We start from the raw sequence: 24,926 nt of genomic DNA, 5'->3' as shown, positions 1-24,926 counted from the left end.
GCCGTGGTGCGTCGACCGATCCGGTGGTGTCGCCCCTGGAGCAGCGGGGACAATTGACGAGATGCGTGATCGAATTCTTCTGCCTGCAGGAATGGTCCCGCGCCCTTGGGAAATCTCCGATGCTCCCTCGGTGCTGAAGGCGTTCGCGGAACCGGTGATGGAACGGCAGGCCGATGCGTCCGTCACCACTACCGCAGACGCCGAACAATGGCTCCAGCGGCGGAAGGACCAATGGCACCGACGAGTTGCCTACAGCTTCGCCGTCGCGGACAGCACCGACACGGCGCTGGGCAGTGTCTCGGTCAGCAACGTCGATCCTCGGCACTCCACCGGATGGGTCTCCTACTGGACTGCCTCCGCTGCCCGCGGCAGGGGCGTGGCAACCCACGGCTGCCGGGCGCCGGCCAACTGGTGTTTCGCCGATCTGGGACTGTTCCGCCTGGAACTGGGGCACCGCACCGACAACCCCGCTTCCTGCCGAGCTGCCCTCGCGTCCGGCTTCACCGCCGAGGGTCTCCAGCGGCAGAAGCTCGCCTACGACGGCATCCGCTACGACGTCGAGATGCACGCACGCCTCGCGACGGACCCGCATCCTGCCCAACAGCCCCTGGAGGAAACATGACTCGGCCTCCGGGCAACGGGGAACCCACCGGTCCCACCACCCGTCCCCGGGTCGACCGGGCCCGGATCGACCTCTCCACGGGGGAACCCACCGGTCCCACCACCCGTCCCCGGGTCGACCGGGCCCGGATCGACCTCTCCACGGTCGAAGAGGCAGACCCGTGGGTGTGCTGATCACGAGACTCCGGTGCCCGGGTTGCGGGTGAGCAGGTCGGCGACCCGAGCGATCATCCGGCTCTCCTCGCCGTTGCGGACGGACGTCGGATGGTACGCGAGCACGAAGCGGCGCTCCTGGTCACGAGTGGAGAACGCGGCGTTCTTGTAGCCGTACGTCTCGCCGGTCTTGCCCCAGAGGGTGACGCCGTTGACGGTGGCCTGCTGCAACCCGGTGCTGTAGCGGGCCGGGGAGCCGTCCAGCATCCGTACGTCGTCCGGAGGCAGGGTGAACAGCAGTTGCAGCAGCTCCGGTGGGAGCAGTTCGCCGGAGAACAGTGCGGCGAGCATCCGGTCGAGGTCTCCCGTGGTGGAGATCATGTCGCCTTCGCCCCGGTTGGCGGACCGGTCGTACGCGGTGATGTCCCGCAGGCCGCCATCGGCCATGGCCAGGTAGCCGTGCACGTGACGGCCGTGGATGCGCGGGTCGTCGCCGGGCACGACGGTACGCGCCAGGCCCAACGGGCGCAGAATCCGGGCCGTGACGGCCTCCCCGTACGGGCGGCCGGTCACCTTGTCGATGATCAGTGCGGCCAGGACGTAGTTGATGCCGCGGTACTCCTGCCGGGTGCCCGGGGCGAACTTCAGCGGTCCGTGTGTCGCCGTCGCCACCCACTCCTGTGGCGTCCAGTGGTCGAATCGGTGGCGGAACACCTCCTGCGCGGTCGCCGGCTCAGGGATGCCGATGTGGTCCGGTATCCCGCTGGTGTGGTTCAGCAGGTGCGCCAGGGTGACAGCGGCGAACCGGTCCGGCAGCAGGCCCGGGAGGATGCGTCGCACCGGCGCGTCCAGCACAACCCGGCCCTCGGCCACCAGTTGCAGCACCACCGTGGCGACGAAGACCTTGGTGAGGCTGCCGATCCGGACCTTGTCGTGCCCCGTCACCGGCCGCTGCGTCCTGATGTCGGCCACACCCGAGGTGCCGTACCAGTGGCCGACCGTGCCGCCGACTCGCAGCTGGGCCGCGGTCGACGGCGGGTGTTCCAGGTCGTCGATCGCCGCCCGCAGGGCCGTGGGATCCAGCGGCGGGAGAGGAGCGGGAACAGCGGTGGCGCGGCGCGCGGGCAGCATCGCGGTGGCGGCCAGCGCGGCGGCCCCCGACATGGCGAGGCCCGCAAAGACCCTTCGTGACATGTGTGTTGAGGTCATGCCCCTCACACTGCCGTCGGACACGGGCCCGGACATCGGGGCCACCCCGGAGAGCTCCCCCATCACCCACTGAGCCGCCCCGCACACCGGTGGCCGTCCTGGCAAACCTCACGCGCTCGGTGCAACGCGCCAGAACCAGGCCGTCCACCCGAAGGCGGCGAGGTACGCCCGCCGCGCCGCCGCCGATCCCCGGACCCCCGAACGAGCACGACCACCAGCGCCACGACGAACGGTGCGGCGAAAACGCCTGCCGTGAGAAGGCCGGACACGGCACCTGCGCCGATGACTCCGCACACGCGGCATCCGACACCGCATCGCACGCAAGGGCATCGAGTCCTCACAGCGACTCGGACGCCACCGCTGGGTGGTCGAGCGGACCGTGTCCTGGCCGGCCGCCTGCCGACGCCCGCACCGCAGCTACGAACGCAAGGCCAGCACGCCCCGAACTGCCGCCCTGCACCTACTAATTCGTATTAGTACCTTGACTTCATCCATCGGCTGGTTCGAAGCTGAGCGCCACCCACCGTGAGCACGCATGAGTGAGGACGCCATGAGTGAGATCACCCGCAGAGGGTTCGGCCGCATGGCCGGGCTGGTTGTGCTGGCCGCAGGATTCACCGCCGGGACGGGAGCCGCGAGCGAGGCCGCTGCCGCCGCCACGGCCCAGGAACCGTTCGAGGTGCGCCACCTCAGTTCGTTCGACCAGCGGCGCTACTTCACGTACCCCACCCACAACGGCTTCGCCGATGCCGACCGCATCGTGCTCGGTCAGCGGGAGACCGGGGCCACGAGCCTGTGGGAGGTGAATCTGCGCTCCGGCAAGGAGCGGTTCCTGGCGCGATTCGTCACTCCGGCGGACGACCGGAATCCGTTCGTCTGGTGGAACATCCACTCCGGACGCCTCGTCACCTGCGCCGAGAACGCGGTCTGGTTGATCGACCTGGCCGATCCCTCGCCCGTGAAGCTCTACTCACCGCCGCCGGGCCGCGCGCTCAGCGTCGTCGTCAATCTGCATCCGGCGGGCGACCGGGTGCTGTGCAGCCACTACCCGGCACCGATCACCGCCGGACCGACCACAGCGGTGGAGATCGAGCTCACGGGCGGCCGGGTCCGAGAGGTCTTCTCGGGGGACGCGTTCGCCACCCACTTCCAGTACAGCGCCCACGACCCCGAATGGATCGGGTACTCGCTCGGCGGCAACATCCTCGCCTGGGCGCTGCATCCGGTCCACGCGCCGCACGGCAAGCTGATCTGGGACCAGGCCGCCGCGGGCGTACCGATCGGCACCCACAACGTGTGGAAGTCCGGTGCCGACACCGGCTGCCTCGCCGTGGGCATCGGCGGCAGCGCCTCGGGACTGTGGATGGTCCACCCGGACGACCGGCCGGACCGGCTGCTGGCGCCGGGGCCCTCGGGCACGAACGGCGCGTACAACCACTGCGACCTCACCGCGGACGGCCGTTGGGCCGTGACCGACACCAACGGTCGCAACGGCTCGGCGCGCGGGCAGGTGGGGGCGGTGGCCCTGGTGGACCTGACAGGCGTACACCCACCGCGCACGCTCGGCACGGTGGGCTGGGGATCCGCGCATCCCGGGCATCCTCATCCGGCCTTCTCGCCCGATGGCCGCATGGTCGCCTATACCGACACGGAGGCCGCCACCGACCGCACCCGGGTGGTGCTCTGCGACTCGCGCGGCAACTGGACGCCGCGCCCCCTGGACTGGATGGCAGAGGCGGAGGCGCTCGCCTTCACCGCCTCGGGAGGCCGCGCCGAGATCTTCGCCGATGCCCAATGCGGCGCCGGTCACGGGCTGTTGTTCACACCGGCCGCCACCGGCGATGCGCTGACCTTCGAGTTCCAGCAACCGGAAGCCGGCCTGCGAACCCTGCGGTTGCGGGTGAAGCGGCACTACTCCAGGGGCATCTACCGACTCTCGGTGAACGGCACCACGGTCGGAGAGCCGCTCGACCTCTACAGCCCGGTCATGACCTACGCCGAGCCGGAGTTCACCCAGGTCGCCCTGCGGGCGGGACGCAACACACTCCGCCTGACCCACCTCGGTCAGCACGCCGACAGCACCAGTGTCCCCGGGACGTGTGCCGTCGACCGTATCGGCGTGCGACACCCCGGTCAGGCGTTCGATGAACGGGGAATGAGGGATGAGGGGTGAGGGGTGAAGGTCTTCCGGGGATGCCGCCTCGCCCCTCGCGCCGTCACAGGCCGGAGTCTCGGTGGGTGGTGCGGCCGTCGACCACGGTGAGCACGACGGGAAGGCCGGCCAGGTCGGCCGCGGGCGTGGTGAGCGGCCGGTGAAGGACTCGGGGTCGGGCCAGAAGGCGTGGGTGGACTCGCCGTGGCAGTCGGGCCGCTCCAGCCAGGTGGTGCCGTTGTCGATGGTGCCGTCCATGAAGAGCTTGACGCCCGCCACCTCCCACAGCCGGCCCCCGTGCCCTGCTGCCCGATGAGGTCGGCCACGGTCTTGCTGTCGGCACCGGGCTGGCACCAGGGGGCGCCCCTCAGGCGCAGCGGCAGTTCACCCGCCTCGTCGAGTTCGGCGTACAGCGACAGGCTCTCGCCGTTGGCGTCCATCGCGTGGCCGCCGGTGAGCCCGCCTCGACACGTCGCGCAGCGCCGAGGCGAGGCGGGCGCGGCGCTCGGCGGGGGCGATCCGCGGTGCCGCCCGTTCGACCAGTTCGCAGGCGGCGTCCTCCAGCAGCAGACCGGTGGGGCGGCCCGCTTCGTCGCACACGATCTCGGCGAACTGCTCGAAACTGCGGGGCCCGTCGACACCGGCGAGTTCCAGCGCACGAGGGCTGGCGAGCATGGAGTGGGCGTCGAAGAGCAGCAAGAGGGCCGGGACGCCGTCCAGGACCGGTCCGAGGGCGGCGGATGCGACGGGCCGGTCGCCGAAAACGTTCGGGTCCAGGCCCCAGCCGTGCAGCCATGCTCCGGGTGCCAGTGATCGGACCTCCCGCGCCAGGGCCTGACGTACCTCGTCGAGAGTGGTGCACCCGGACAGGTCCAGGCCGTGGGTGAGCTCGGCGCCCATGACTGGGTGGATGTGGCCGTCGACCAGGCCCGCCCCCGATGCCCGGCGGTCAGGGCAGCAGTACCAGCTTTCCTCGTACGTGCCCCTCCTCGCTCAGCTGCTGCGCCTTCGCCGCATCGCCGAGGGCGAAGGTCTGCGCGACCGGCACCGTCAGGCGGCCCGCCGCGGCGGTCCGGGCGTTCTCCGCGAGCCGCTCGCCGGCCCGCTCGATGCCTCCGCCCGAAAAGGCCACTCCGTACTTCGCCGCGTCCGCGTCGGCGATGGTGACGATCCGCTCGGTCGTGCCGCCGCGCAGCTCGATGGAGTCGGGCAGCGCGCCCTGCCCCGCCGCGTCGAAGACCGCGTCCACGCCTTGCGGGGCGGCCTCCCGTACCCGGTCCACCAGCCCCTCTCCGTACGCCACCGGAATGGCACCCAGCTCGCGCAGATACGCGTGGTTCGCCGGAGAGGCCGTCCCGATCACCGTCGCGCCGCGGGCCAGCGCCAGCTGGACGCCGGCCGAGCCGACGCCGCCGGCCGCACCGTGCAGCAGCAGGGTGTCACCGTCACCGACCCCGAGCTCGTCGAGCACTCGCGCCGCCGTCTCCGTCGCGATGGGCAGGGCGGCCGCGTTCTCCCAGCTCAGCTCGGACGGCTTGAGGGCCACGGTCCCGGTGTCGGCCAGCGCGAGGGTGGCGTAGGCGCCGGTGGCAGTCCAGCCGAGGACCTCGTCGCCGACCACGAAACCGGTGACTCCGTCACCCACCTCGTCGACGACCCCGGCGAACTCGTTGCCCGGCGTCGCGGGGAGGACGGTGGGAAACATCTGCTCCATCCAGCCCCTGCGGATCTTGTAGTCCAACGGGTTCACTCCGGCGGCCCGCACCCGCACCCGGATCTGCCCGGGGCCGGGATGCGGATCGGGTGACTGCACGAGGTGCAGCACATCAGGTCCGCCGAACTCCTCGAAAACAATCGCTTCCATCCCTGTCTCCTATGTCGACATGCCGCGTGCCCGGGCGAGCCGCGTGTGATCCAGCGTCGATCCTCCCGGCTGCGGACCCGGCCCGCCCTCCGAGCGGTTCCACCTGGCCGAAAGGCGGGCCGCACGGGTGACGCCGGGCGGGGTTCGAGGAGCATCCGCGTCGGATCGAACGCCGAGCCCCCGCCGGTCCAAGTGGGAGGCCGACGGCGAGGCCCTGGAACTGCTGCGGGGCACGGCGGCGGTGTACACCTGCCACACCCGGCGCGGCGCGGTGCTGTCCTGGACCGGCTGGTGCACCGAGTGCGGCTATGACGGGCCGATGGGCCGGGCCTGGGTGAAGCGGCTGGAGGGAAGATCGTGATTCTCCCGGCTCGCCTCAGCGCCGGGAACTACTGTGGCGAGCATGGTCGAACACGATGCCCACAGCGCCACCCGCGAAGCCTACGATGCTGCTGCCACCACCTATGACCAGCTGTTCCGCGACACGCTGCGTGACAGGCCGTTGGACCGCGCGATCTTGAGTGCCTTCGCCGAGGTCGTACGTGCGAGTGGGGATGGCGAGGTCGCGGACCTGGGGTGTGGGCCTGGGCATATCACCGCTCATCTGGACCAGTTGGGGCTGGCGGCGTTTGGCGTCGATGCCTCTCCTGCGATGATCGAGTTGGCTCGACAAGCCAATTCGGACCTACGGTTCGACGTGGGCTCGATGACCGCGTTGAACATCGCTGACGGCGTGCTGGGCGGCGTACTCTCACGTTGGTCCATCATCCACACTCCGCCGGAGGAACTCCCCGTCATCCTGGCGGAGTTCCACCGCGTGCTGGCACCTGGCGGCCACCTTCTGATCGGCTTCTCGGCCAGCGATGGTCCGTCTCACCCGACGCAGGTCTTCGATCACGCGGTCGCGCCTGCCTATCGGTGGGCGCCCGATCACCTCGCCGCGATGCTGCGCGAGTCCGGGTTGGCCGAGGTGGCCCGGATGGTTCGCGAGCCCGAGCCCACCGACCGACGGCAGTTCCAGGAGATTCAACTGCTCGCCCGCAAAGCCTAGGTCGCCGCTGTCCGGCCGAGCGCGCGACCGCATCGAGCTTGCCGGAAGGCGCCGAGCCGGACGACCGCGTCGGCCGAGGCAGGAAGCTCCCGGACCTCCCAGATGCCCTCCGGACCACCACGACGGTCCTGCCACACGCGTGCGCACACGCCGAGGAAATCCTGGACGTCGGCATCGAGGAGCTGGGCCCGGCCGGCCGCCGCTGCCCGATGCAGTCGAAGGGTGCCCAGCCGAAGGTCCGCCGCCGCGGTGCGGTGCGGTGCGGTGCGCGAAGGGTACGCGCCGGAGACGGGGTGCGGGGATGCCGGGACCGCCCGGTTGCTGCCGAGGCTGATCCGGGACCGCACCCCGGGCCGGTGTTCGTCACCCATCGCCGTCCCGGCCCGGACAAGGTGGTCTCCCCACGCGATGTCTGCCCGGCCACAGGACCGGCCCGCCTCTCCTACGGGCGGGCCCGCGCGTTGCTGGACCAGCGCACCACTCCGCGCGGGCCGGGCACGGGCTGGGACCTGCACGAGTACCGTCACTCCGGGCTGACGCACCTCGGCGAGGCCGGGGCGAGCCTGCTGATGCCGATGCCCAAGTCCCCGCACAAGAAGCCGGCCCCCAGCACGACACGGCTGGATCCCACTTGCGCGGCTTGCCGGGATCGTCGGCCGGCTCTCCTCGCCCATGCCGCATGCGTAGCCCCCGGCAACGACCCTGCGCTCACTGTCACCTCGTGGCTTCGGGGGCGGACGCGGGCGCGGGTTGGGGAACATCGCGCATGCGGCGGAGCGGGGAGAAGAACACGAACCAGCCGGCCGCCCAGGAACCGATGAACGCCAGCCAGAGTGCGGGCCGCACCCCGATCAGGGTGCCGAGTACCCCGCCCAGAGCGCCGCCGAGCGGCAACGTGCCCCACACGACCCAGCGGACGGCCGCATTCATCCGGCCCATCAGCTCCGGCGGTGTCACCGATTGCCGGTAGCTGAGCTGGGCGATGTTGTAGACCATCCCCGAGAAGTACGCGATGCCCCAGCCCAGCGGGAACAGCAGCACTCCCCAGCCCTGCCAGGCGGCCGCCGCGATGACCTGCGGCGCGCTGAAGACCAGCATCGACACCCAGATGATGCGCGCCGAGCCGACCTTCTTGGCGAGCCGGCCGGCGAACGCTCCCCCGGCGATCCCGCCGATGGCCGCGCCCGCCATGATCAGCCCGGTCAGCGCGGGACGCACGTGCAGCACCCGGACGAGGAAGACCATCGCCAGCGCCGTACTCATGCCGCTGAACAGGTTCGCGGTGCCCGTGCACGCCACGACCCTGCGCAGAATGCTGTGCCCGAAAACGAACTTCAGCCCCTCGGAGATCCGGCGCCGCAGTGTCTCGTCCGCCGACCGCTCCGGCGGCGGCTCCTCCCGGGTCCTGATCCCGAGGATCGACAGGGCCGAGACCGCGTAGGAGACCGCGTCGGCCGTCATCGCCCCCGCGGCGCCGAACAACCCGACCAGCCCGCCGCCCAGACTCGGTCCCCCGAGCTGCGCGAACGCCTGGGTGGTTCCGAGCTTGCCGTTGGCGCTCATCAGGTCGTCGGCGCGGATGAGTGACGGCACATAACTCTGGTACGAGACGTCGAAGAACACCGAGCACACGCCCGCCGCCACCGCGACCACGTACAGCTGCGCCATCGTCAGGACGCCGAACGCCGCCGCCACCGGAACCGAGCCGATGATCACCAGACGGAGAACGTTGCAGACGATCATGATGGAACGCTTGGCAGCGCCGTCCACCATCGCACCCGCCGGCAACGCGATCACCGCGAACGCCAGCGTGGTGGCCGCGGTCAGCAATCCGACCTGGAACGTGCTCGCGTTGAGCGCGACGACCGCCAGCAGTGGTAGAGCGACCTGGGTGACCGCCGATCCCATCTCACTGACCGTCTGGCCACTCCACAGCAGCATGAAATCCCGCTGCCGCCATAGGCTCGGGCCATCGGTCTCCGACCCGGCATCCTGCACAACCTTCGCCAATTCCGTCACAGCACCAACTCCGTTCTCAGGTCCACGGCCCGGACCATGCCGCTGGTCACCAACACGCCGACGCGGTGCTCTCGGTTCTCGCCCCGAGTACCGCACGCTCGTCAACTGGACAGTGAACCGCAGCCGGTTGTACGCACACCGCTCGGCCTGCGCCTTCTCCCGGTCCACATCGTCCGGGGAGAAGAACCGCCCCTGCTCCGTCCGCGACTGCGCCCCGAAGAACGACCCATGCCGAGCTGCCTGCTCATCCGTCGGAGACTCGACCGCCACCGCGGCCCTCCGGAGATCGACAACATCGACCCGCCAAGACCCCGCTGCACGATCAGCCCCGGCCGACGGCGCCTCGGAGCAGGCCCCGGCCCCCGTCATCGCCCGATCACTGGGCTACCACGACAACAGCACCACCCACATCGCCACCGACGCCGGAGCCCCTGGAAGAACTACGCACCCGGCGACCACGCACGCCGAACGCCCCGCCTTGAGCTACGCGCCGGGCGAAAGATCACCCCGCTCTGCTGCCTTCACCCCACAGTGGTGACCATGCTGAACCGAGTAGCCGTCCTGTCCGACATTCACGGAGTCCTGCCGGCCCTGGAGGCAGTGCTCGCCGAACCAGACGTCAGCACCGCCGATCACATCGTGCTCACCGGCGACATCACCGCCGGCCCGCAACCGACCCAGGTTCTCGACCTGCTGACCGGCCTCGGCGACCGCGTCATCTGGATCAGCGGCAACGCCGACCGCGAACTCCTTGAATACCGCCGGGGGCAACGCGACACGATCCCCGACCCGATCGCCCCCTGGGCAGCCGAACAGCTCCGCGAGGACCATCTCGACCTTCTCGGCTCGTTGCCACGATCGGCCTCCCTCTCCCTGCGTGGCCTGGGGAAGGTGCTGTTCTGCCATGCGACCCCCCGTGACGACGAGGAGGTCGTCCTGGTCGACTCCCGCCTCGACCGCTGGAAGGAAGTCTTCAACGGACTCGATACGGACATCCGCACCGTGGTCTGCGGCCACACCCACATGCCGTTCGTCCGCCTCGCCCACGGCCGGCTCGTCGTCAACCCCGGCAGCATCGGCATGCCCTACGGAAGAACCGGAGCACACTGGGCCCTCCTGGGCCCTGGCGTCGAACTGCGGACCACGAACTTCGACATCGCGGCCGCCGCGACCCAGGTCGGTCAGGACTCGTCCTACCCCGAAATCACCGAGTGGGCCGACTACTTCCTGCACGCACGCGCGAGCGACGCAGACGCCCTCGGAGCCTTCGCCCCACGGGACGGACGCGACCACACTCCGTGACACCCGCCCCCCTTCCATGACAACGGGCAGCCGAACACCGACCACACGATCAACGACGTTTACCCATCTCGCCCCCGGTCGTGCACCGGCCGCCACGGCACTGATCGCCGCGTCCGGGCTGCCCTCCCGTCCGCCCGTCCGCCCGGCGGGCTGTTCCCGGGCTGTGCGGGCAGCCCGGACCGCCGACGGGACGGAAGCGATAGGCTCGTCTTGTAGGCACGCGATCCGACCACGGAGGCGGCCATGAGGGAAAACATCGAGTACCCGACTCCGTCGCAGGCCGAAGGCGAGAGGCTGGACGAGGACAGGGATCCGGCCGAGGAGCGGCACCCCGCCACCAGGCGCACCCAGCCGTCGCAGGCGGAGGGCGAGCGCCGCGCGGAGGACGAGGAGACCTGACACGGGCGGTATCCGTACGGCGGCCCCGCCGTACGGATACCGGGTTCGGTCAGCCGGACGAACCGCTGGGGCCCCGGCCTTCGGCGGGCAGGCGCGGCACCTGTCCGGCCAGGGCGAGCTCGACGAGCTGGCGCACCGTGTCCTTGTGCACGGGCGCGGGACGGAAGGACCGTCGGTAGACGAAGAATCCGTTCCACAGGTCGAGGAGTGCGTCCGCGTCGATGTCCGCGGGCAGATCGCCGCGGGCGATCCCGCGCTGTACGACGGCACGGGCCTGGTCGCGGCGCCGCAGCACGACGTCGAGGAAGGACTGGAGCAGGCCCGATTCGTCGGCCGCGGCCTCGATCAGACACAGCCGCGTGAAAGTGTCACGGGCGCGTGTGAGTTCGTCGATGCAGTCGAAGACCACGAGCAGTTCGGCTCGGGTGTCGTCGAGGTCGGGAATGGCGCGTACATCGGCGCGGGCGACGAGCACCTCGGCGGTCACCGCGGTCTTGTGCGGCCACCACCGGTAGAGGGTCTTCTTGGAGACCTTTGCGCGTACGGCGATCTCGTCCATGGTCATGCCGAGATAGCCGATCTCGGCGAGCAACTCGTCGGCCGCGCCGATGACCCGGTCGCGGACGTCCTCGCTGCGGGGCCGGCCGACCGGCCGCTGAGTGCTCTTCGCCATGGCACCCCATTCCGGGGCATGCCGGCACCCCACGTCAATAGGAAACGAATGGTTTCCCTCGGGAGTTATCCGAACGTGACCATGTGCGCAGGGAGATCGCACCTCTGGCCATTTTCCCGGCGGAGAGGTAGACATGGGAGTCGATTAAGGAAACTGCTCGTTTCCATTTTCGTCCGCCTGCATCGAGTGGAGGATCGCCCCATGCCCGCAGCCGACTCATCACTGCGCGACCGCGTCGCCGCCCGGCTCGACGAGTACAAGGACCGGCTTCTGGAGCTCAGCCACGAGCTGCACGGCGATCCGGAGACATCGTTCGCCGAGACCCGGGCCGCGGAACGGCTCGCGGTGCTGCTGGAGGGCGCCGGGTTCGCCGTGAATCGCGCGGTGTGCGATCTGCCGACCGCGCTGACCGCCGAGTACGGCAGCGGTGACCTGACGGTCGGGGTGTGCGCCGAGTACGACGCGCTGCCGGAGATCGGCCACGCCTGCGGGCACAACATCATCTGCGCCGCCGGCGCGGGCGCGGCCATAGCCCTGGCCGCGGCCGCAGACGAACTCGGCTTCCGGGTGAAGCTGCTCGGCACCCCGGCCGAGGAGGAGGGAGGCGGCAAGTGCTGATGCTCGAACGCGGTGCCTTCGACGATGTGACGGTGGCGATGATGGTGCACCCCTTCCCCGTCGACATCACGGACCCACGGGGCTCCAGCAACGCGGTCGCCCGCTTCGAGGTCGCCTTCACCGGCCGGGCGTCACATGCCGCCGCGGCCCCCGAGGGCGGGCTCAACGCCGCGGACGCGGCGGTGGTCGCCCAGGTCGCGGTGGGCCTGCTCCGCCAGCAGTTGCGGGACGGATACCGGGTGGCCGGGATCGTCCGTCTCGGTGGGGAGCGCACGAACATCATCCCCGAGCGCTCGGTGCTGGAGTACGAAGTACGCACCCCCACCGGCGAGGAGCTCACCGATCTCCGGGAACGGGTGCTGAACTGCTTCCGCGGCGCCGCGCTGGCCACCGGTACGACGATGGAGATGCGGCCGATCCAGCCCGACTACCTCGATCTGCGCCAGGACGCCGCGCTGATGGCCGCGTACGCCCGCAACTTGCGCGCGACCGGGCGGGAGGTGCCCGAGCCGGGCCCGGTGCCGCAGGGCACGGGTGGCTCCACGGACATGGGCAACGTCACCCACGCCCTGCCCGCCGTCCACCCCGGCCTCGGGGTGCTGGGGGCCCGGGGCATGCCGCACACACGGCAGTTCGCCGAGGAGGCCGCGAGCCCGGCGGGGGACGACGCGCTGCTCGACGGCGCACTCGCGATGGCGTGGACCGGCCTGGACCTCGCCTCCGACGCAAAGTGGCGGGCCCGCTGCGTGTCCGCGCGGCAACGCTGAGACACGCGGCGAGCCCGGCGCGGGACGGGTGCACCGGCATGGCCCGCCTTCTCTGTTGCGGAATCGAGTCCTCAGACACCGGGCACGGCCAGCCGCTGCACCTCCGCGTAGGAAGGGGCCCTCAGGTCCGTCGGCCGCCCGTCCCGGATGGCGGTCGCGGTCTCCACCGCCGCCGCCAGGGCTCTGCGGTACAACAGTGATCCGAGACTGACCCTGCGCACGCCGAGTGCGGCCAGTTCGGCAAGGGTGGGACCGGTCGGCGCGTACAGGACGTTCAACGGGACGACGAGAGTGGCGGCCAGTTCGGCGATCCGGTCCGGATCCGACAGCCCCGGCACGAACACCCCGTCCGCACCGGCCTGTTCGTACGTCGCCAGCCGTGTCGCGGTCTCCTCCTCCTGGCGGCCCGACCAGTGGGTGTCGGTGCGGGCGTTGATGAACAGCTCGGGCACGGCGGCCTTCACCGCCGCGACCTTCGCGGCGTGCAGCTCCACCGGGGCAAGGGTGCCGTCGGGGCGGCCGTCCTCCAGATTGATCCCCGCCGCGCCCGCGTCGTACAACTTGCTTGCCAGCTCGGCCACTTCCGCCGCGTCGTCACTGAATCCGCCTTCGGCGTCGACCGTGAACAGGAAGGAGTCCTGTCCGAGTCGGCGGGCCAGCGCCAAGGTCGCCTCGACTGCGGCGGCCGCCCCGTCCGGCAGACCGACGGCCGCGGCCACACCGAGGCTGGTGGTGCCGACGGCTGCGAAGCCCTGCGCCACCAGCGCGGCGGCCGAGGCATGGTCCCAGGCGTTGGGCAGCAACAGCGGGGTGGCGGCCTGGCGATGCAGACGGGCGAAGGCGGTCAGCGGGCGCTGGAGCAGGCCGTCGGCCAGGGCCAGGGCGTGGGCACGGCCGGGGCAGACGCGAGGTGGGGCGCCGAAGGCGAGCGGTACGGGATGTGCGCGACCGGCCGCCGCGAGGTCGAGCAGCACCCGGTCGCCCTCGGCGAACCGGGCCACGGTGGTGCGCAACCAGGCGACACTCGCCCCGGCCGGACCACCGTCCGCAGTCGGCGGCTCCGGAACAAGCGCCGGGTCGGCGAGCGCCGCCCGCACGTCCGCATAGCGGCCGAACTCGTGCATCGTGCAGGTCATGGCTCCGACGCTAGAGCCGAAACGGTTCGGTACCGGCCGAACCGTCCCGGCGGCGTCAGGCCCTTCGGCGGGCAACGGGGAAGCCCGCCTCCTGGGGCGGCGGCTCGTTCGGGCGCACGGTGCCGCCCTGTGCGGGTCGCGGCCGGTGAGGACGAGGAGGCGAGGAGGCGATCGACATGGCTCGCGTCGGCCTCGGTGGGGAGTGCCGGGGCGTACTTGCCGAAGGAGTCGCGCACGGAGTCGACGAGCCGTGCGGCGATCTCGGGACAGCCCTCAGGGAGTCTCACCGGCACGGTCGACGGCGGCCTTGGTGAGGACCGCGGAGGTGCCGACGACGGTTCCCGCCGGGCCGGCGTCGCCGGCTTCGGCGAGGACCGTGCGTTCCCCGAGGAACGCGTACGTGGTCCGGTCGAAGACCCACTGCGTCTGCTCTCCGTGTGCCGTGCGGGCGACGGCAACACCCTCGCGTCCCGTGCCGTCGTGGGCCGCCTGGATCACCGTGACCCCGGGGATCTTCGCGGCGGCCCGGTAGAGCGCGGCGCCGACCCGCGGTGGTGCCCATGTCTCGGCCAGCAGGTCACCGATCGCGGTGAAAGCGCGCTGGTCCGGGTCCTGGCCCTGTCCCCGGGTCTCGTCCCGGATCAGCTTCAGCAGGGCGTCGGGGTCGGTGGGCAGCGATGCGACGTAGGCGTGGGTGGGGTTGCCGACCGACGGGCCCGAAGCGTGCAGGGTGCTCGGACGGGGCGTCGCCCCCGGTCCGTCGAGGGTGTCGACGGGTCCGTCGGCGCCGGGCCGGGTGGCGGGCTCGCCCGCCTCGCGCAGCAGGCCGGGGCGACTGCCGTCGGCGGACAGCCACACCTGCCGCGTGTGCACGGGAGGCATCGTCACGGGGCCTCCCCCGGCGCTCTGCGCGGCGTAGGCGACCTTGCTCTCGACGTACACGAACTGGTCGGCGCGGACCGTCGGCTGCTGCTCTCCGGCGGCGGCGAGTGCGATGCGGTCGAGGAGCCGCGTTGCCTCGGGAGCGCCGGTGGCGCCGCCGCCCGCGACCTCGGTGGGGCCGGGCCCCGGCGCGTCCGCGAGGTTCACCACCACGACGCCGCCGACGGCCAGCGCGCAGGCTGCGGCCGGCGCCGCGAACCGGACCAGATGCCGACGCGGGCGCGTGGCCCGTGCGGTGAGCCTGCCGGGCGGTTCGGCGAGGGCGGCCTCGGCCAGCAGTGCCTGCTTCAGCAGCAGTTCGCGGTCGGGCGTCAGGCCGGGGACCGGTGGCGGGGGCAGCAGACCGGTGAGGCCGAGGCGTTCGTTCTCCTCGGACGGGTGGTCCGTGGGGTGCCGCGGGGTGGTGTTCATCCGTGGTTCTCCTGGCTGGACGAGCGGACCGCGGGGATGCGGCCCGGTACGGGCTTGTCGGAGGTGGCAGTGGGTTCGCAGCCCTCCGCCGCGCCCGGCCGGCCGGCTCCGGACCGCCCGGACCGCGCGCGTGCGGCGCGGGCCTCGGCGTCGGCGAGCTCGCGCAGTCGGGTACGGGCGCGGGAGAGGCGTGAGCGGACGGTGCCGACCGGTACGCCGAGTGCCTCGGCCGCCGCCGCGTAGTCCAGGCCTTCCCACACCACGAGGGTGAAGACCTCCCGGTCGCGGCGCCGCAGTCGGGCGAGTGCGGTGTGCGCCGCACGCAGTTGCTCGGCATCCGCGAGGTGTGTGACCAGGTCGTCGACGAAGTCCGGGACGGAGCCGCGTTCCGGGACGCGGGCGAGCGCGATGTCACGGTGTCGGCGGGCGCGTGCGTTGCGGCGCATGATGTTGGTGGCGATGCCCAGCAGCCACGGGCGCAGGCTGTCCCCTTCGGGGCGCAGCTTCTCCCGGCTGCGCCACGCCTCCAGGAAGGTCACCGAGACGACGTCCTCGGCCTCCGCCCAGTCGCCGGTCACGCGAAGGGCGTAGCGGTACAGCACCTGGGAGTGCTCGTCGTACAGCTCTCCCAGCGCGCTGCGGTCCCCGCAGCGGAAGCGATTCCTCATGAGTGATTCCACACTCTGCTCTGCCGCGTCCGTTGCGCCGGTTCCCGTGACGTGCACCACATGCGCCGTCCGGGGCCGTGACCCCGCAGCCGATGTGACGCGCCTCACTGGAACTCCGGCACCCGGCGACGCAGTGCAGGTCATGACCAATTCTTCCCTGCCCCGCCGGAGTGTCCTGCGGACCATGGCTCTCGCCGTGGCCGTGGTCGGCACCGCGACGCCCGCCCTGGACACCACGGCCTTCGCCGCCGAGCCGCAGACGTACGCCCTCACGATCAAGCACCTCGACCGCACCGGCCGCCCGACGGGGTCGTACGAGACGACCGTCACCGGAATTTCCGGTCCGGGTGCCGACGAGGTCGTCCAGCCGCACGACGCCTCCGGCACGATCACCGTGCGGCTGCCCAAGGGCCGTTATCTGCTGAACAGTTCCCTGACCTCCGGTGACGGCGCGGACGGTACGGACTGGATCGTCCAGCCGCGCCTCGACCTGGACCGCGACACCACCGTGACCGTCGACGCGAGGACCACGGCGCCCGTCGACGTACGGCCGCCCGACCGCTCGGCGGGCTTCCTGCACAGCGCGATGGTCGTCGAGGTCAGGCACCAGGGCGCCGAACGGCTCGTCAACCTGATCTCCTCCACGGCGAATCTGCGCGTCGCGCACCTGGGCCCCGACGCCGAGGCCGGATCGGTGAAGCAGTGGTTCGACGCGTACTGGACCACCGAGAGCATCGACTACGCGCTCGGTTACGTCTTCACCGGCACCCGCGCCCTGACCGGGCTCACCCGGCACCCCGCCGCCAAGGACCTGGCCACCGTGAAGGTCCGTGGCGCCGCGCTGCCGGGCACGGCGGGGACCGGGTCCGTCGATCTGCAACCGAGTGCCGGCCTGACCGTCGGGCTCTCCCGGGCCCTGCCGACTCCCGGCACCGCCACCTACCTCGTGACTCCGGAACGCGGCAACTGGGACATCACCTACCTGGCTCCCCGTGCGCCCGGCGGGGCGGCGAACCGCTACTCCGCCGAGGGCGTCGCCGTGCGCGCCGGAAGCACGACCACCCATGTCTTCGACAACGCCGTCTTCGGCCCCGGCCTCACCGGCCGCCCCGGCGTCGTGCGCGACGGCGACCGGATCACCGTCGACGTCCCGCTGCTCACCGACGGCGGTGGCCACGTGCCTTCGTCGCCGTCGTACGCCTCGGCCTCGACCACACTGCACCGCGACGGCGTGCTCGTCGGGACGCAGTCCGGCGCACCCGGCCGGGCCGAGTTCACCGTGCCGCCGGGACGCGCGACGTACCGGATCACCAGCACGGTGAAGCGCACCGGCGCGCCCGGCGCCGCCACCCGCGTGACCGCGTCGTGGACCTTCACCTCGGGCACGACCACCGGTCCGGCCCCGGTACCGGTGAGCGCCGTGCGGTTCTCCCCCTCGCTCAGCCCCACCGGCACCGCCGCGGCGGACGCCGCACTCCGTGTCCCCGTCACGGTGCAGGGTGCCGCCGCGAACGGAAAGCTCCGCTCGCTGGCCGTGTCCGTCTCCGTGGACGGCGGCGCCTCGTGGACCCGCCTGCCGGTCGAGCGCGGCGCCGTCACGATCCACAACCCGGGCGCGGGCACCGGCGTCTCCTTGCGCGCGGAGCTGACCGACACCGACGGGCACACCCTCACCCAGACCATCGTCGACGCCTACCGCACGCAGTGAATCCGCCGGACCCCGTGCCCCGGACACACGGCCTCACCGTGCGGTGGTGACCGGAACGGTCCGGAGCAGGCCGGGGTGTCGACGTCGGCGTGGTGCCCGCGGTCCGTGGGCCGCCCGCCGCGTCGACACCCCGGCCGGACTCGGATCGTCTGCGGCGCCGCCCCTGGCCGATCCGCAACCGGGCGAAGAACCCGGCCGACACCGAGGGTCGTTGAGCGACAACCATCAGAAACACGCCACTGCCGGACCACACATTTCAAGCCATGGTCATCTGCGGTACCCCGACGGGCCATCCTGAGCGGAGACACTGCCCGCGTCCCATACGCACGGGGTGCACAGACGAAGGAAGTACCGATGGATCGCAGATCGTTCATGGCCACCACAGGCAGCGCATCGCTGGTGGGCGGTGCGCTCGCCGCCGGCGCGGGACTGGCGGCGCCGGCGGCCGAGGCCGCTCCGCACCGGCCCGGCAAGGGCCGGACGGTTCGGTTCAACATCATCAGTGACATCCAGGGCGACCTCGCCGACTTCGGCAAGGCCCTCGACGATCTGCACCGCATCAACCCCGGCAGTGCCGGCCTCGGCATAGCCGGCGACATCACACCGCGCGGCTACGACTTCGAGTACGCGGCGGTCCGCCAGACCCTCGCTCGGCACCCGCACCCCAAGAACGTCGCGTGGGCCATCGGCAACCACGAGTTCTACGTACCGAAGTACAGCGACCCGAACACCCTCGCCCAGGACACCTGGCCCAACGGCACCACCGAGGACTCCCTCTTCCGCAGCTTCTACAACTTCGCGGAACGCAACAAGGTCTACTCGGAGACCTCGTTCGGCGGCGTCCCCGTGCTCAGCCTGGGCACCGAGCGCTACTCCCACTACCACGACGCGAAGCTGTGGGACGAGGTGTGGATCAGCGACGAGCAGTTCGCCTGGCTGGAGGACCGCCTCGCGTACTGGGCGCGCCGCCGTCGGCCCGTCATGGTGCTGACCCACCACCCGCTGCCCAACACGGTGTCGGGCACGCACAACAAGCTCTACCTCAACGACTACCTCCAGCCCGACCGGCTCCTGTCGATCCTGGGCCGCCACAAGGACGTGTTCCTCTTCTCCGGGCACACGCACTGGGACCTCAATCTGTCCGACTGGGTGGTGCGCCGTGTGGTCCCCGGCACCGGCAACCTCGAAGGGTTCACCGTCGTGAACACCTCGGCCGTCCAGGTGGGCTGGATGGATGACGGCAAGGGCGGCGAGGTCTCCCTCGGCGGTGCCTTCAACCAGGGGCTCCAGGTCGAGGTCGGTCCCCACTCCGTCGTCATCAAGGCCCGCGACTTCACCACGGGCACCTGGCTCAAGCAGCTGACGGTCCCGCTGCACACCAAGTCCTGACAAAATCCGGGTCCTGACGCGCACCAGGCCCTGACCCACCGCGGGGCGGATGCCACACCGATGTCCGGTGCGGCATCCGCCAGGGGCACCCGTCGGACCAACGGGCCGAGCCCGACGCTCACTTGGGCAGCCACGCCCGCCACGTGGACTCGTTCTTCCGCACCCACCGTTCCGCGGCCTCCCCGGGCGACAGCTTCTGGTCCGCGATCATCAGCGCCACCTCGTTCTGTGCCCGTGTCGTCCAGTGGAACTTCTTCAGGAACGCGGCGGCCCCGCCGCCCCCGTCGGCGAACCGGGCGTTGAGGAACTTCCGCAGCGGGGTGCGCGGATACGCGCACGCCACCTTCTTCGGGTCGGCGTCGCAGCCCTCCTTGTACGGGGGCAGCTTCACCTCCGTCATCGGGACCTGCTCGAACAGCCACTGCGGCTTGTACCAGTAGGTCAGGAACGGCTTCTTCTCCTTGGCGAACTGCTTGATCTGCGTGATCTGCGCCGCCTCGGAGCCGGAGAAGACCACCTGGTAGTCCAGGTCCAGATTCTTCACCAGCGCCCGGTCGTTGGTGACGTACGACGGCGAGCCGTCCAGGAGCTGCCCCTTGCCGCCGCTCTCCGCCGTGCGGAGCCGGCCGGCGTACTTGTTCAGGTTCTTCCAGTCCGTCACGTCCGGGTTCGCGTCGGCGAAATACTTCGGCACGAACCAGCCGATGTGGCCGGTCACGCCGAGCTCCCCGCCCGGCGCGATCGTCTTCTTGTCCGCGACGTAGCGCTCCTCCTGTTCCGGGTGGCCCCAGTCCTCCAGGATCGCGTCGACACGGCCCTGGCTGAGGGCGTCCCAGGCGGGGACCTCGTCGATCTGGACGGTGTCGACGCGGTATCCCAGCTCGTGTTCGAGCAGGTACTGGGCGACGGCGGCGTTGGCCTGCGCACCCACCCACGACTGGACCGACAGTGTCACCGTCCTGGCGCCGTGCGCGTCGGCGTACGGGGACGCCTGCTTGGTCATGTCCGCCGCGCCGCAGCCCGTCAGAGCCAGCAGCCCGAACGCCGCGGCGGCGGCGATGGTGCGCCTACGCATCCCGGGGCTCCTTCCCGGCCGGCTGTGTGACCCGGTCCAGCATCAGTCCGAGGCATACGATGGCCGCGCCCGCGACCAGCCCGGTCGCCAGGTCTCCCTGGGCCAGCCCGAACACCACGAGGTAGCCGAGCGCACCGCCGCCCACCAGCCCGCCGATGATGACGACGGCGAGGACGAGGACCACACCCTGATTGACGGCCAGCAGCAACGCCGGCCGGGCGAGGGGCAGTTGGACCTGGCACAGTTGCTGCCAGCCCGTCGCGCCGAGCGAGCGGGACGACTCCATCGCGACCGGGTCCACGGCGCGCATGCCCTGGGTGGTGATGCGGACGACGGCGGGCAGCGCGTACACCACGGCCGCGACGGTGGCGGGTGCCCGGCCGACGCCGAACAGCGCGACCACCGGGATCAGGTACACGAACTGCGGCATGGTCTGGAAGACGTCGAGCACGGGCCGCAACAGCCGCTCCAGGCGGGGGCTGCGGGCCGTGGCGACGCCGGTGGCGACACCGGCGACGAGTGTGACGGCGACCGCGGCCAGCACCTGCGAGAGGGTGTCCAGCGCCGGGTCCCACACACCGAGCACCCCGATCGCGGCCATCGCGAGCACGGCGGTCAGCGCGGTGCGCCAGGTGCCGATGAGCTGGGCGAGCACCCCCACCAGGAGCAGTACGGCCCACCAGGGCAGCCACTGAAGACCGTCGCGCACCGGGTCGAGGACCCAGGTGGTGAAGCGGGCGGCCCAGTCGGCGGTGCCGCCGATGACGGGAACCCCGGAGTACAGGTGCGCGGTCATCCAGTCGACGGCACGATTGACGGAACCCGCGATGTCCATGGTCCACGCGTCGGGCCACGACAGCCGGCCGGTGTAGCGGCCGGCGAGCGCGACGGCGACCGTACCGGCCGCGGCGACCGCCCAGCCGAGGCCGCTCCCCCGGCCGGGCACGGCGCCGATACGCTCGCCCGCGGCGGCGGTGACACGGTCGAGGACGACGGCGAGCAGGACGACCGGCACACCGGCGGCGAGCGCCGCGCCGACATCGACCGAGGCGAGGGCCTGGTACACGCGGTCGCCGAGACCGCCCGCGCCGATCACGGACGCGATCACGGCCATCGAGAGCGCCATCATGATCGATTGGTTGACCCCGAGCAGCAGTTCCTTGCGGGCCAGCGGGAGCCGGGCGGTCAGCAACCGCTGCCGGCCGGTCGCGCCGAGCGAGGCCGCGGCCTCCATCACCCCGGCGTCCGCGCCGCGCAGACCGAGCGCGGTCAACCGGGCCATGGGCGGGGCCGCGTAGACGACGGTGGCGAGGACCGCGGCCGGTACGCCGATCCCGAAGACCAGCACGACCGGGAGCAGATACGCGAACGCGGGCAGCACCTGCATGGTGTCGAGCACCGGGCGCAGTGCCCGGTGCACGCGGTCGGACAGCCCGGCGGCGAGCCCGAGCAGCGCCCCGAGCAGAACGGACGCGGCGACGGCGACCACCATCAGCGCGAGGGTCTGCATGGTGGGCACCCACATGCCGAGCAGCCCGCACACGGCGAACGCTGCGACGGCGGTGAGCGCCGGGCGGATGCCCGCGAGGCGCCAGGCGACGAGGCCTGCGGCGGCCGTGACCCCGGCCCAGCCGGCGGCGAGGAGCACGAGGTAGACGGCGCGTACGGACAGTACGACGGCGTTGCTGATGTGGCCGAAGAAGTACAGGAAGAGCGGGTGGCTGTCCCGGTTGTCGATGATCCAGTCGCTGGCGTCGCCGAGCGGTCCGGACAGGTCGACGGCGAACCGTGCGGGCCAGCTGCCGCCGCCCAGGAGTACGGCTCCGAGGAGGAGTGCGACGAGGGCGACGCCCCCGATGATCGCGGTGCGGTGCCGGGCGAGGGCGTCGCTCAGCGGCACGCGCGCCGGGGGCGCGCCCGTCCCGGCGGCAGTGGTGACGGTGGTGCTCATCGTGTCCGCCTCCCCGGCGTGTCCGCGGCACGGGCGGGCACGGGCACTTGCGGGCCCGGCGGTCCCCAGGTGGTGTGCGCGGGCATCAGGCCGCCTCCTTCTGCGGGGCGAGCCCCGCCACCACGCCGAGCAGGTCCGCATGGCCGACCACGCCCACGCAGCGGCCGTTCTCGACGACGCGGGCGGTCCGGCCGCTGCGGACGACGGCCTCGATGGCCTCGTGGACCGTCGCGTCGGGGGCCAGCGCCGGGCCGTTGTCCGTCTCGACGGCTCCGGCCGGCCGCATCGCCGAGCGCACCGTCATGACCTGTTCACGCGGCACGTCGCGGACGAAGTCGCGTACGTAGTCGTCCGCGGGGGCGCCCACGATCTCCTCGGGGGTGCCGAGCTGCACGATCCGGCCGTCCCGCATCAGCGCGATCCGGTCGCCGAGCTTCAGCGCCTCGCCGAGGTCGTGCGTGATGAAGACCATCGTGCGGCCCTCCTCGCCGTGCAGCCGTACCACCTCCTCCTGCATGTCGCGCCTGATCAGCGGGTCCAGTGCGCTGAACGGCTCGTCGAACAGCAGTACTTCGGGGTCCACGGCCAGTGCGCGGGCCAGCCCCACCCGCTGTTGCTGGCCGCCGGACAGCTGAGCGGGGCGGCGGTGTTCCATGCCTTCGAGGCCGACCTTGGTGACGAACTCCGCCGCCCGCTGCCGCCGTTCGGCGCGCGAGACCCCCTGGATCTCCAGCCCGTACGCGACGTTGTCCAGCACCGACCGGTGCGGCAGCAGCCCGAAGTGCTGGAAGACCATGGCGGCGCGGTGGCGGCGCAGCTCGCGCAGGCGTGACGCGTCCATCGACAGCACGTCCTCGCCGTCGATGGCGATCGAGCCGGACGTGGGCTCGATCAGCCGGGTCAGGCAGCGCACGAGCGTCGACTTGCCGGAGCCGGACAGGCCCATGACGACGAAGACCTCGCCCTTGCGGACGTCGAAGGACACGTCGCGCACGGCGGCGGTGCAGCCGGTGTGTTCACGCAGTTCGGCGGGGCCGAGTGCGGCGAGATCCGGATCCGCCGGCACCCGGTCGGCCTTCGGGCCGAAGACCTTCCACAGTTCGCGTACGGAAAAGACAGGCGGCTCGGTGTTCATCAGGCATTGCCTCCCAGAAGGTCCGCGCATTTCTCCCCGACCATCAGCACGCCGATCATCGGGTTGACGGTCGTCATGGTCGGGAAGACGGACGCGTCGGCGATCCGGATGCCGTCCAGGCCACGGATCCTCAGATCGGGTGTCACGACGGCGAGTTCGTCGCCCGCTCCACCCATCCGACAGGTCCCCGCCGGGTGGTAGACGGTGTGCGCGACCTTGCGCGCGTACTCGCCGAGCTCCTCGTCGGAGGTGACCTCGGGCCCCGGGCAGACCTCGCGCTTGAGCCAGCCGGCGAGCGGTTCCTGCTCCGCGATGCGGCGTGCGATGCGGATGCCGTCGACGAGGGTGCGGCCGTCGTAGTCCTCCTCGTCGGTGAAGTACCGGAAGTCGAGGGCGGGCTTGACCTCGGGGTCGGCGCTGGTCAGGTACAGCCGGCCGCGGCTGCGCGGCTTGGGGATGTTGGGGGTCATCGACACGCCGTGCGGGGGCCGCTGATAGCCCAGCCGTTCGGGGTTGTCGGTGAACGGGATCTGGTAGAAGTGGAACATCAGGTCCGGCCCGTCGGCGTCCGGGTCCCGGCGTACGAAGAGGCCCGCGTCGCTGTCCATCGCGGAGTTCTCCGGTATCGGCCCGTCGGTCTCCCAGACGATGACCGACTCGGGGTGGTCGAGGAGGTTCTCCCCGACGCCCGGCAGGTCGTGCACGACGGGGATGCCGAGCTTCTCCAGGTCGGCGCGGGGTCCGATGCCGGAGTGCAGCAGCAGCCGGGGGGTGTCCACGGCGCCCGCGCACACGAGCACCTCGCGCCGGGCCCGTACGACGTGCTCCTCGCCGTCCTTGGTGCGCACGTGCACACCGGTGGCCCGGGTGCCGTCGAGCTCCAGCCCGAACGCCCAGGTCTCCAGGGCGATATGGAGGTTGGGCCGGTCCAGGAACGGGTGCAGATACGCCACGGAGGCCGAGGAGCGCTTGTTGTTCTCCGGGTGGTAGGCGAGGTCGAAGAAGCCGACACCCTCGTGGAACGGCTGCCTGTTGAAGCCCTCGACGCGCGGTACGTCCAGCGCGATCCGTGCGGCGTCGACGAAGTCGTGGGCGATGGCGTTCCGGTCGGCCTCGTCGACAGGGACGATGTTGTTGCGCAGCCTGGCGAAGTACGGGTCCATCGACGCCGCGTCCCAGCCCTCGGCGCCCGCGGCGGCCCACTCGTCCCAGTCGGTCGGCAGGGGCTTGAAGGCGATGAGGGTGTTGTGGGACGAGCAGCCGCCGAGCACCCGGGCGCGGCTGTGGCGGATGTGCGAGTTGCCGCGGGGCTGCTCGGTCGTCGGGTAGTCGTAGTCCAGTTCACCGCCGAGCAGACCCATCCAGCGACGCAGGGTGAGGACGTCGTCCCGTCCGACGTCGCTGGGGCCGCCCTCGATGACGGCGACGGTGGTGTCCGGGTTCTCGGTGAGCCGGGAGGCGATCACCGATCCGGCGGTGCCGCCGCCGATGACGACGTAGTCGTAGACGTGGTTGTCGGTCATGCGCTCGTTTCCCTCTGCTCCGTCGGGTCCGATGCGGACGTTGCGAACGTTGCGTCCGTTGCGTCCGGTGCGTCCAGTGCGTCCGTCATGTGCGGTGCGTCCGCTGCGTCCGTTGCGTCCAGTGCCCGTGCGCCTTGCGTCACGTGTGGCATGTGCGTCG

At 71.4% G+C, this 24,926-nt stretch carries 21 protein-coding genes and 5 pseudogenes; 13 read left to right on the top strand and 13 right to left on the bottom strand.

What is annotated here, in order from left to right:
* Positions 1–61 precede the first annotated feature (61 nt).
* Positions 62–622, top strand: a complete 561-nt coding sequence (locus OG611_RS36970) for a GNAT family N-acetyltransferase (protein WP_266430465.1) — start codon at positions 62–64, stop codon at positions 620–622.
* Complete coding sequence (locus tag OG611_RS36965; RefSeq protein WP_266430462.1) at positions 619–795, top strand: hypothetical protein; 177 nt, start codon at positions 619–621, stop codon at positions 793–795. The genes OG611_RS36970 and OG611_RS36965 overlap by 4 nt, the downstream gene beginning before the upstream one ends.
* Here OG611_RS36965 and OG611_RS36960 read toward each other — a convergent pair whose 3' ends face one another.
* Positions 796–1,983, bottom strand: a complete 1,188-nt coding sequence (locus OG611_RS36960; RefSeq protein ID WP_266430460.1) for a serine hydrolase — start codon at positions 1,981–1,983, stop codon at positions 796–798.
* A 277-nt stretch (positions 1,984–2,260) separates the two neighbouring features.
* On the opposite strand from OG611_RS36960, the pseudogene OG611_RS36955 reads away from it, so the two are divergent.
* A pseudogene (locus OG611_RS36955) lies at positions 2,261–2,413 on the top strand (IS5/IS1182 family transposase); the annotation flags it as partial.
* A 120-nt stretch (positions 2,414–2,533) separates the two neighbouring features.
* Positions 2,534–4,156 (top strand): hypothetical protein, encoded by a 1,623-nt coding sequence (locus OG611_RS36950; protein WP_266430457.1) that lies wholly within the window; start codon positions 2,534–2,536, stop codon positions 4,154–4,156.
* Between the two features lie 138 nt (positions 4,157–4,294).
* Here the strand turns inward: OG611_RS36950 and OG611_RS36945 are convergent.
* Together OG611_RS36945 and OG611_RS36940 are read right to left on the bottom strand one after the other, a co-directional pair.
* A pseudogene (locus OG611_RS36945) lies at positions 4,295–5,065 on the bottom strand (amidohydrolase family protein); the annotation flags it as partial.
* Positions 5,066–5,084: 19 nt separating this feature from the next.
* Positions 5,085–5,999: an NADP-dependent oxidoreductase gene (locus OG611_RS36940; protein ID WP_266430454.1), complete on the bottom strand. Its 915-nt coding sequence runs from the start codon at positions 5,997–5,999 to the stop codon at positions 5,085–5,087.
* A gap of 205 nt (positions 6,000–6,204) precedes the next feature.
* Here OG611_RS36940 and OG611_RS36935 point away from each other — a divergent pair.
* From OG611_RS36935 to OG611_RS36925, 3 genes and pseudogenes are all read left to right on the top strand, one after another.
* A pseudogene (locus tag OG611_RS36935) lies at positions 6,205–6,345 on the top strand (site-specific integrase); the annotation flags it as partial.
* A 57-nt stretch (positions 6,346–6,402) separates the two neighbouring features.
* Positions 6,403–7,050, top strand: coding sequence for a class I SAM-dependent methyltransferase (locus OG611_RS36930; protein WP_266430452.1), 648 nt, complete (start codon positions 6,403–6,405; stop codon positions 7,048–7,050).
* A 140-nt stretch (positions 7,051–7,190) separates the two neighbouring features.
* Positions 7,191–7,652 (top strand): annotated as a pseudogene (locus tag OG611_RS36925) (site-specific integrase); the annotation flags it as partial.
* A gap of 112 nt (positions 7,653–7,764) precedes the next feature.
* On the opposite strand, the gene OG611_RS36920 reads toward OG611_RS36925, so the two are convergent.
* Positions 7,765–9,048 carry an MFS transporter gene (locus tag OG611_RS36920; protein WP_266431421.1) on the bottom strand — a complete coding sequence of 428 codons (1,284 nt, stop codon included), beginning with the start codon at positions 9,046–9,048 and terminating at the stop codon, positions 7,765–7,767.
* A 99-nt stretch (positions 9,049–9,147) separates the two neighbouring features.
* Positions 9,148–9,438 (bottom strand): annotated as a pseudogene (locus OG611_RS40985) (DUF4158 domain-containing protein); the annotation flags it as partial.
* 171 nt (positions 9,439–9,609) lie between these two features.
* Between OG611_RS40985 and OG611_RS36915 the strand changes: the two are divergent.
* Together OG611_RS36915 and OG611_RS36910 are read left to right on the top strand one after the other, a co-directional pair.
* Positions 9,610–10,371, top strand: coding sequence for a metallophosphoesterase (locus OG611_RS36915; protein ID WP_266430449.1), 762 nt, complete (start codon positions 9,610–9,612; stop codon positions 10,369–10,371).
* Positions 10,372–10,614: 243 nt separating this feature from the next.
* Complete coding sequence (locus OG611_RS36910) at positions 10,615–10,770, top strand: hypothetical protein (RefSeq protein ID WP_266430446.1); 156 nt, start codon at positions 10,615–10,617, stop codon at positions 10,768–10,770.
* Positions 10,771–10,819: 49 nt separating this feature from the next.
* Here the strand turns inward: OG611_RS36910 and OG611_RS36905 are convergent, their stop codons facing one another.
* Positions 10,820–11,443: a TetR/AcrR family transcriptional regulator gene (locus OG611_RS36905; protein WP_266430444.1), complete on the bottom strand. Its 624-nt coding sequence runs from the start codon at positions 11,441–11,443 to the stop codon at positions 10,820–10,822.
* 201 nt (positions 11,444–11,644) lie between these two features.
* On the opposite strand from OG611_RS36905, the gene OG611_RS36900 reads away from it, so the two are divergent.
* Positions 11,645–12,061 (top strand): hypothetical protein, encoded by a 417-nt coding sequence (locus OG611_RS36900; protein ID WP_266430443.1) that lies wholly within the window; start codon positions 11,645–11,647, stop codon positions 12,059–12,061.
* Positions 12,061–12,828: a peptidase dimerization domain-containing protein gene (locus tag OG611_RS36895; protein WP_266431420.1), complete on the top strand. Its 768-nt coding sequence runs from the start codon at positions 12,061–12,063 to the stop codon at positions 12,826–12,828. Before OG611_RS36900 ends, OG611_RS36895 begins: the two co-directional genes overlap by 1 nt.
* A gap of 71 nt (positions 12,829–12,899) precedes the next feature.
* On the opposite strand, the gene OG611_RS36890 is transcribed toward OG611_RS36895, so the two are convergent.
* The 3 genes from OG611_RS36890 to OG611_RS36880 form a co-directional block, all read right to left on the bottom strand.
* Positions 12,900–13,964 carry an isocitrate lyase/phosphoenolpyruvate mutase family protein gene (locus tag OG611_RS36890; protein WP_266430441.1) on the bottom strand — a complete coding sequence of 355 codons (1,065 nt, stop codon included), beginning with the start codon at positions 13,962–13,964 and terminating at the stop codon, positions 12,900–12,902.
* Between the two features lie 273 nt (positions 13,965–14,237).
* Positions 14,238–15,317: a CU044_5270 family protein gene (locus OG611_RS36885; RefSeq protein ID WP_266430439.1), complete on the bottom strand. Its 1,080-nt coding sequence runs from the start codon at positions 15,315–15,317 to the stop codon at positions 14,238–14,240.
* Positions 15,314–15,985, bottom strand: a complete 672-nt coding sequence (locus tag OG611_RS36880) for an RNA polymerase sigma factor (protein WP_266430437.1) — start codon at positions 15,983–15,985, stop codon at positions 15,314–15,316. Before OG611_RS36880 ends, OG611_RS36885 begins: the two co-directional genes overlap by 4 nt.
* Before the next feature lie 142 nt (positions 15,986–16,127).
* On the opposite strand from OG611_RS36880, the gene OG611_RS36875 reads away from it, so the two are divergent.
* On the top strand, positions 16,128–17,693 hold the full coding sequence (locus tag OG611_RS36875; protein WP_266430435.1) for a serine protease: 1,566 nt from the start codon (positions 16,128–16,130) through the stop codon (positions 17,691–17,693).
* Positions 17,694–18,047: 354 nt separating this feature from the next.
* Positions 18,048–19,082: a metallophosphoesterase gene (locus tag OG611_RS36870; protein WP_266430433.1), complete on the top strand. Its 1,035-nt coding sequence runs from the start codon at positions 18,048–18,050 to the stop codon at positions 19,080–19,082.
* A gap of 118 nt (positions 19,083–19,200) precedes the next feature.
* Here OG611_RS36870 and OG611_RS36865 read toward each other — a convergent pair whose 3' ends face one another.
* From OG611_RS36865 to OG611_RS36850, 4 genes are all read right to left on the bottom strand, one after another.
* Positions 19,201–20,157: an ABC transporter substrate-binding protein gene (locus OG611_RS36865; RefSeq protein WP_266430430.1), complete on the bottom strand. Its 957-nt coding sequence runs from the start codon at positions 20,155–20,157 to the stop codon at positions 19,201–19,203.
* Positions 20,150–22,108 (bottom strand): proline/glycine betaine ABC transporter permease, encoded by a 1,959-nt coding sequence (locus OG611_RS36860; RefSeq protein ID WP_266430428.1) that lies wholly within the window; start codon positions 22,106–22,108, stop codon positions 20,150–20,152. Before OG611_RS36860 ends, OG611_RS36865 begins: the two co-directional genes overlap by 8 nt.
* 85 nt (positions 22,109–22,193) lie before the next feature.
* Positions 22,194–23,243 (bottom strand): glycine betaine/L-proline ABC transporter ATP-binding protein, encoded by a 1,050-nt coding sequence (locus OG611_RS36855; protein ID WP_266430425.1) that lies wholly within the window; start codon positions 23,241–23,243, stop codon positions 22,194–22,196.
* Positions 23,243–24,766, bottom strand: coding sequence for a GMC family oxidoreductase (locus tag OG611_RS36850; RefSeq protein ID WP_266430422.1), 1,524 nt, complete (start codon positions 24,764–24,766; stop codon positions 23,243–23,245). Before OG611_RS36850 ends, OG611_RS36855 begins: the two co-directional genes overlap by 1 nt.
* Positions 24,767–24,926 lie beyond the last annotated feature (160 nt).

This window comes from Streptomyces sp. NBC_01363 (genome assembly GCF_026340595.1).
GTDB lineage: Bacteria > Actinomycetota > Actinomycetes > Streptomycetales > Streptomycetaceae > Streptomyces.
The sequence above is the reverse complement of the archived record's forward strand: the minus strand, read 5'-3'. Positions and strand labels throughout refer to the sequence as shown.

What these genes read in the sequence shown, in the direction of transcription:
- OG611_RS36970 (WP_266430465.1), top strand. Translation starts at nt 62, where the DNA reads ATGCGTGATCGAATTCTTCTGCCTGCAGGAATGGTCCCGCGCCCTTGG.
- OG611_RS36965 (WP_266430462.1), top strand. Translation starts at nt 619, where the DNA reads ATGACTCGGCCTCCGGGCAACGGGGAACCCACCGGTCCCACCACCCGT.
- OG611_RS36960 (WP_266430460.1), bottom strand. Translation starts at nt 1,983, where the DNA reads ATGACCTCAACACACATGTCACGAAGGGTCTTTGCGGGCCTCGCCATG.
- OG611_RS36950 (WP_266430457.1), top strand. Translation starts at nt 2,534, where the DNA reads ATGAGTGAGATCACCCGCAGAGGGTTCGGCCGCATGGCCGGGCTGGTT.
- OG611_RS36940 (WP_266430454.1), bottom strand. Translation starts at nt 5,999, where the DNA reads ATGGAAGCGATTGTTTTCGAGGAGTTCGGCGGACCTGATGTGCTGCAC.
- OG611_RS36930 (WP_266430452.1), top strand. Translation starts at nt 6,403, where the DNA reads ATGGTCGAACACGATGCCCACAGCGCCACCCGCGAAGCCTACGATGCT.
- OG611_RS36915 (WP_266430449.1), top strand. Translation starts at nt 9,610, where the DNA reads ATGCTGAACCGAGTAGCCGTCCTGTCCGACATTCACGGAGTCCTGCCG.
- OG611_RS36910 (WP_266430446.1), top strand. Translation starts at nt 10,615, where the DNA reads ATGAGGGAAAACATCGAGTACCCGACTCCGTCGCAGGCCGAAGGCGAG.
- OG611_RS36905 (WP_266430444.1), bottom strand. Translation starts at nt 11,443, where the DNA reads ATGGCGAAGAGCACTCAGCGGCCGGTCGGCCGGCCCCGCAGCGAGGAC.
- OG611_RS36900 (WP_266430443.1), top strand. Translation starts at nt 11,645, where the DNA reads ATGCCCGCAGCCGACTCATCACTGCGCGACCGCGTCGCCGCCCGGCTC.
- OG611_RS36895 (WP_266431420.1), top strand. Translation starts at nt 12,061, where the DNA reads ATGCTCGAACGCGGTGCCTTCGACGATGTGACGGTGGCGATGATGGTG.
- OG611_RS36890 (WP_266430441.1), bottom strand. Translation starts at nt 13,964, where the DNA reads ATGACCTGCACGATGCACGAGTTCGGCCGCTATGCGGACGTGCGGGCG.
- OG611_RS36885 (WP_266430439.1), bottom strand. Translation starts at nt 15,317, where the DNA reads ATGAACACCACCCCGCGGCACCCCACGGACCACCCGTCCGAGGAGAAC.
- OG611_RS36880 (WP_266430437.1), bottom strand. Translation starts at nt 15,985, where the DNA reads ATGAGGAATCGCTTCCGCTGCGGGGACCGCAGCGCGCTGGGAGAGCTG.
- OG611_RS36875 (WP_266430435.1), top strand. Translation starts at nt 16,128, where the DNA reads ATGACCAATTCTTCCCTGCCCCGCCGGAGTGTCCTGCGGACCATGGCT.
- OG611_RS36870 (WP_266430433.1), top strand. Translation starts at nt 18,048, where the DNA reads ATGGATCGCAGATCGTTCATGGCCACCACAGGCAGCGCATCGCTGGTG.
- OG611_RS36865 (WP_266430430.1), bottom strand. Translation starts at nt 20,157, where the DNA reads ATGCGTAGGCGCACCATCGCCGCCGCCGCGGCGTTCGGGCTGCTGGCT.
- OG611_RS36860 (WP_266430428.1), bottom strand. Translation starts at nt 22,108, where the DNA reads ATGAGCACCACCGTCACCACTGCCGCCGGGACGGGCGCGCCCCCGGCG.
- OG611_RS36855 (WP_266430425.1), bottom strand. Translation starts at nt 23,243, where the DNA reads ATGAACACCGAGCCGCCTGTCTTTTCCGTACGCGAACTGTGGAAGGTC.
- OG611_RS36850 (WP_266430422.1), bottom strand. Translation starts at nt 24,766, where the DNA reads ATGACCGACAACCACGTCTACGACTACGTCGTCATCGGCGGCGGCACC.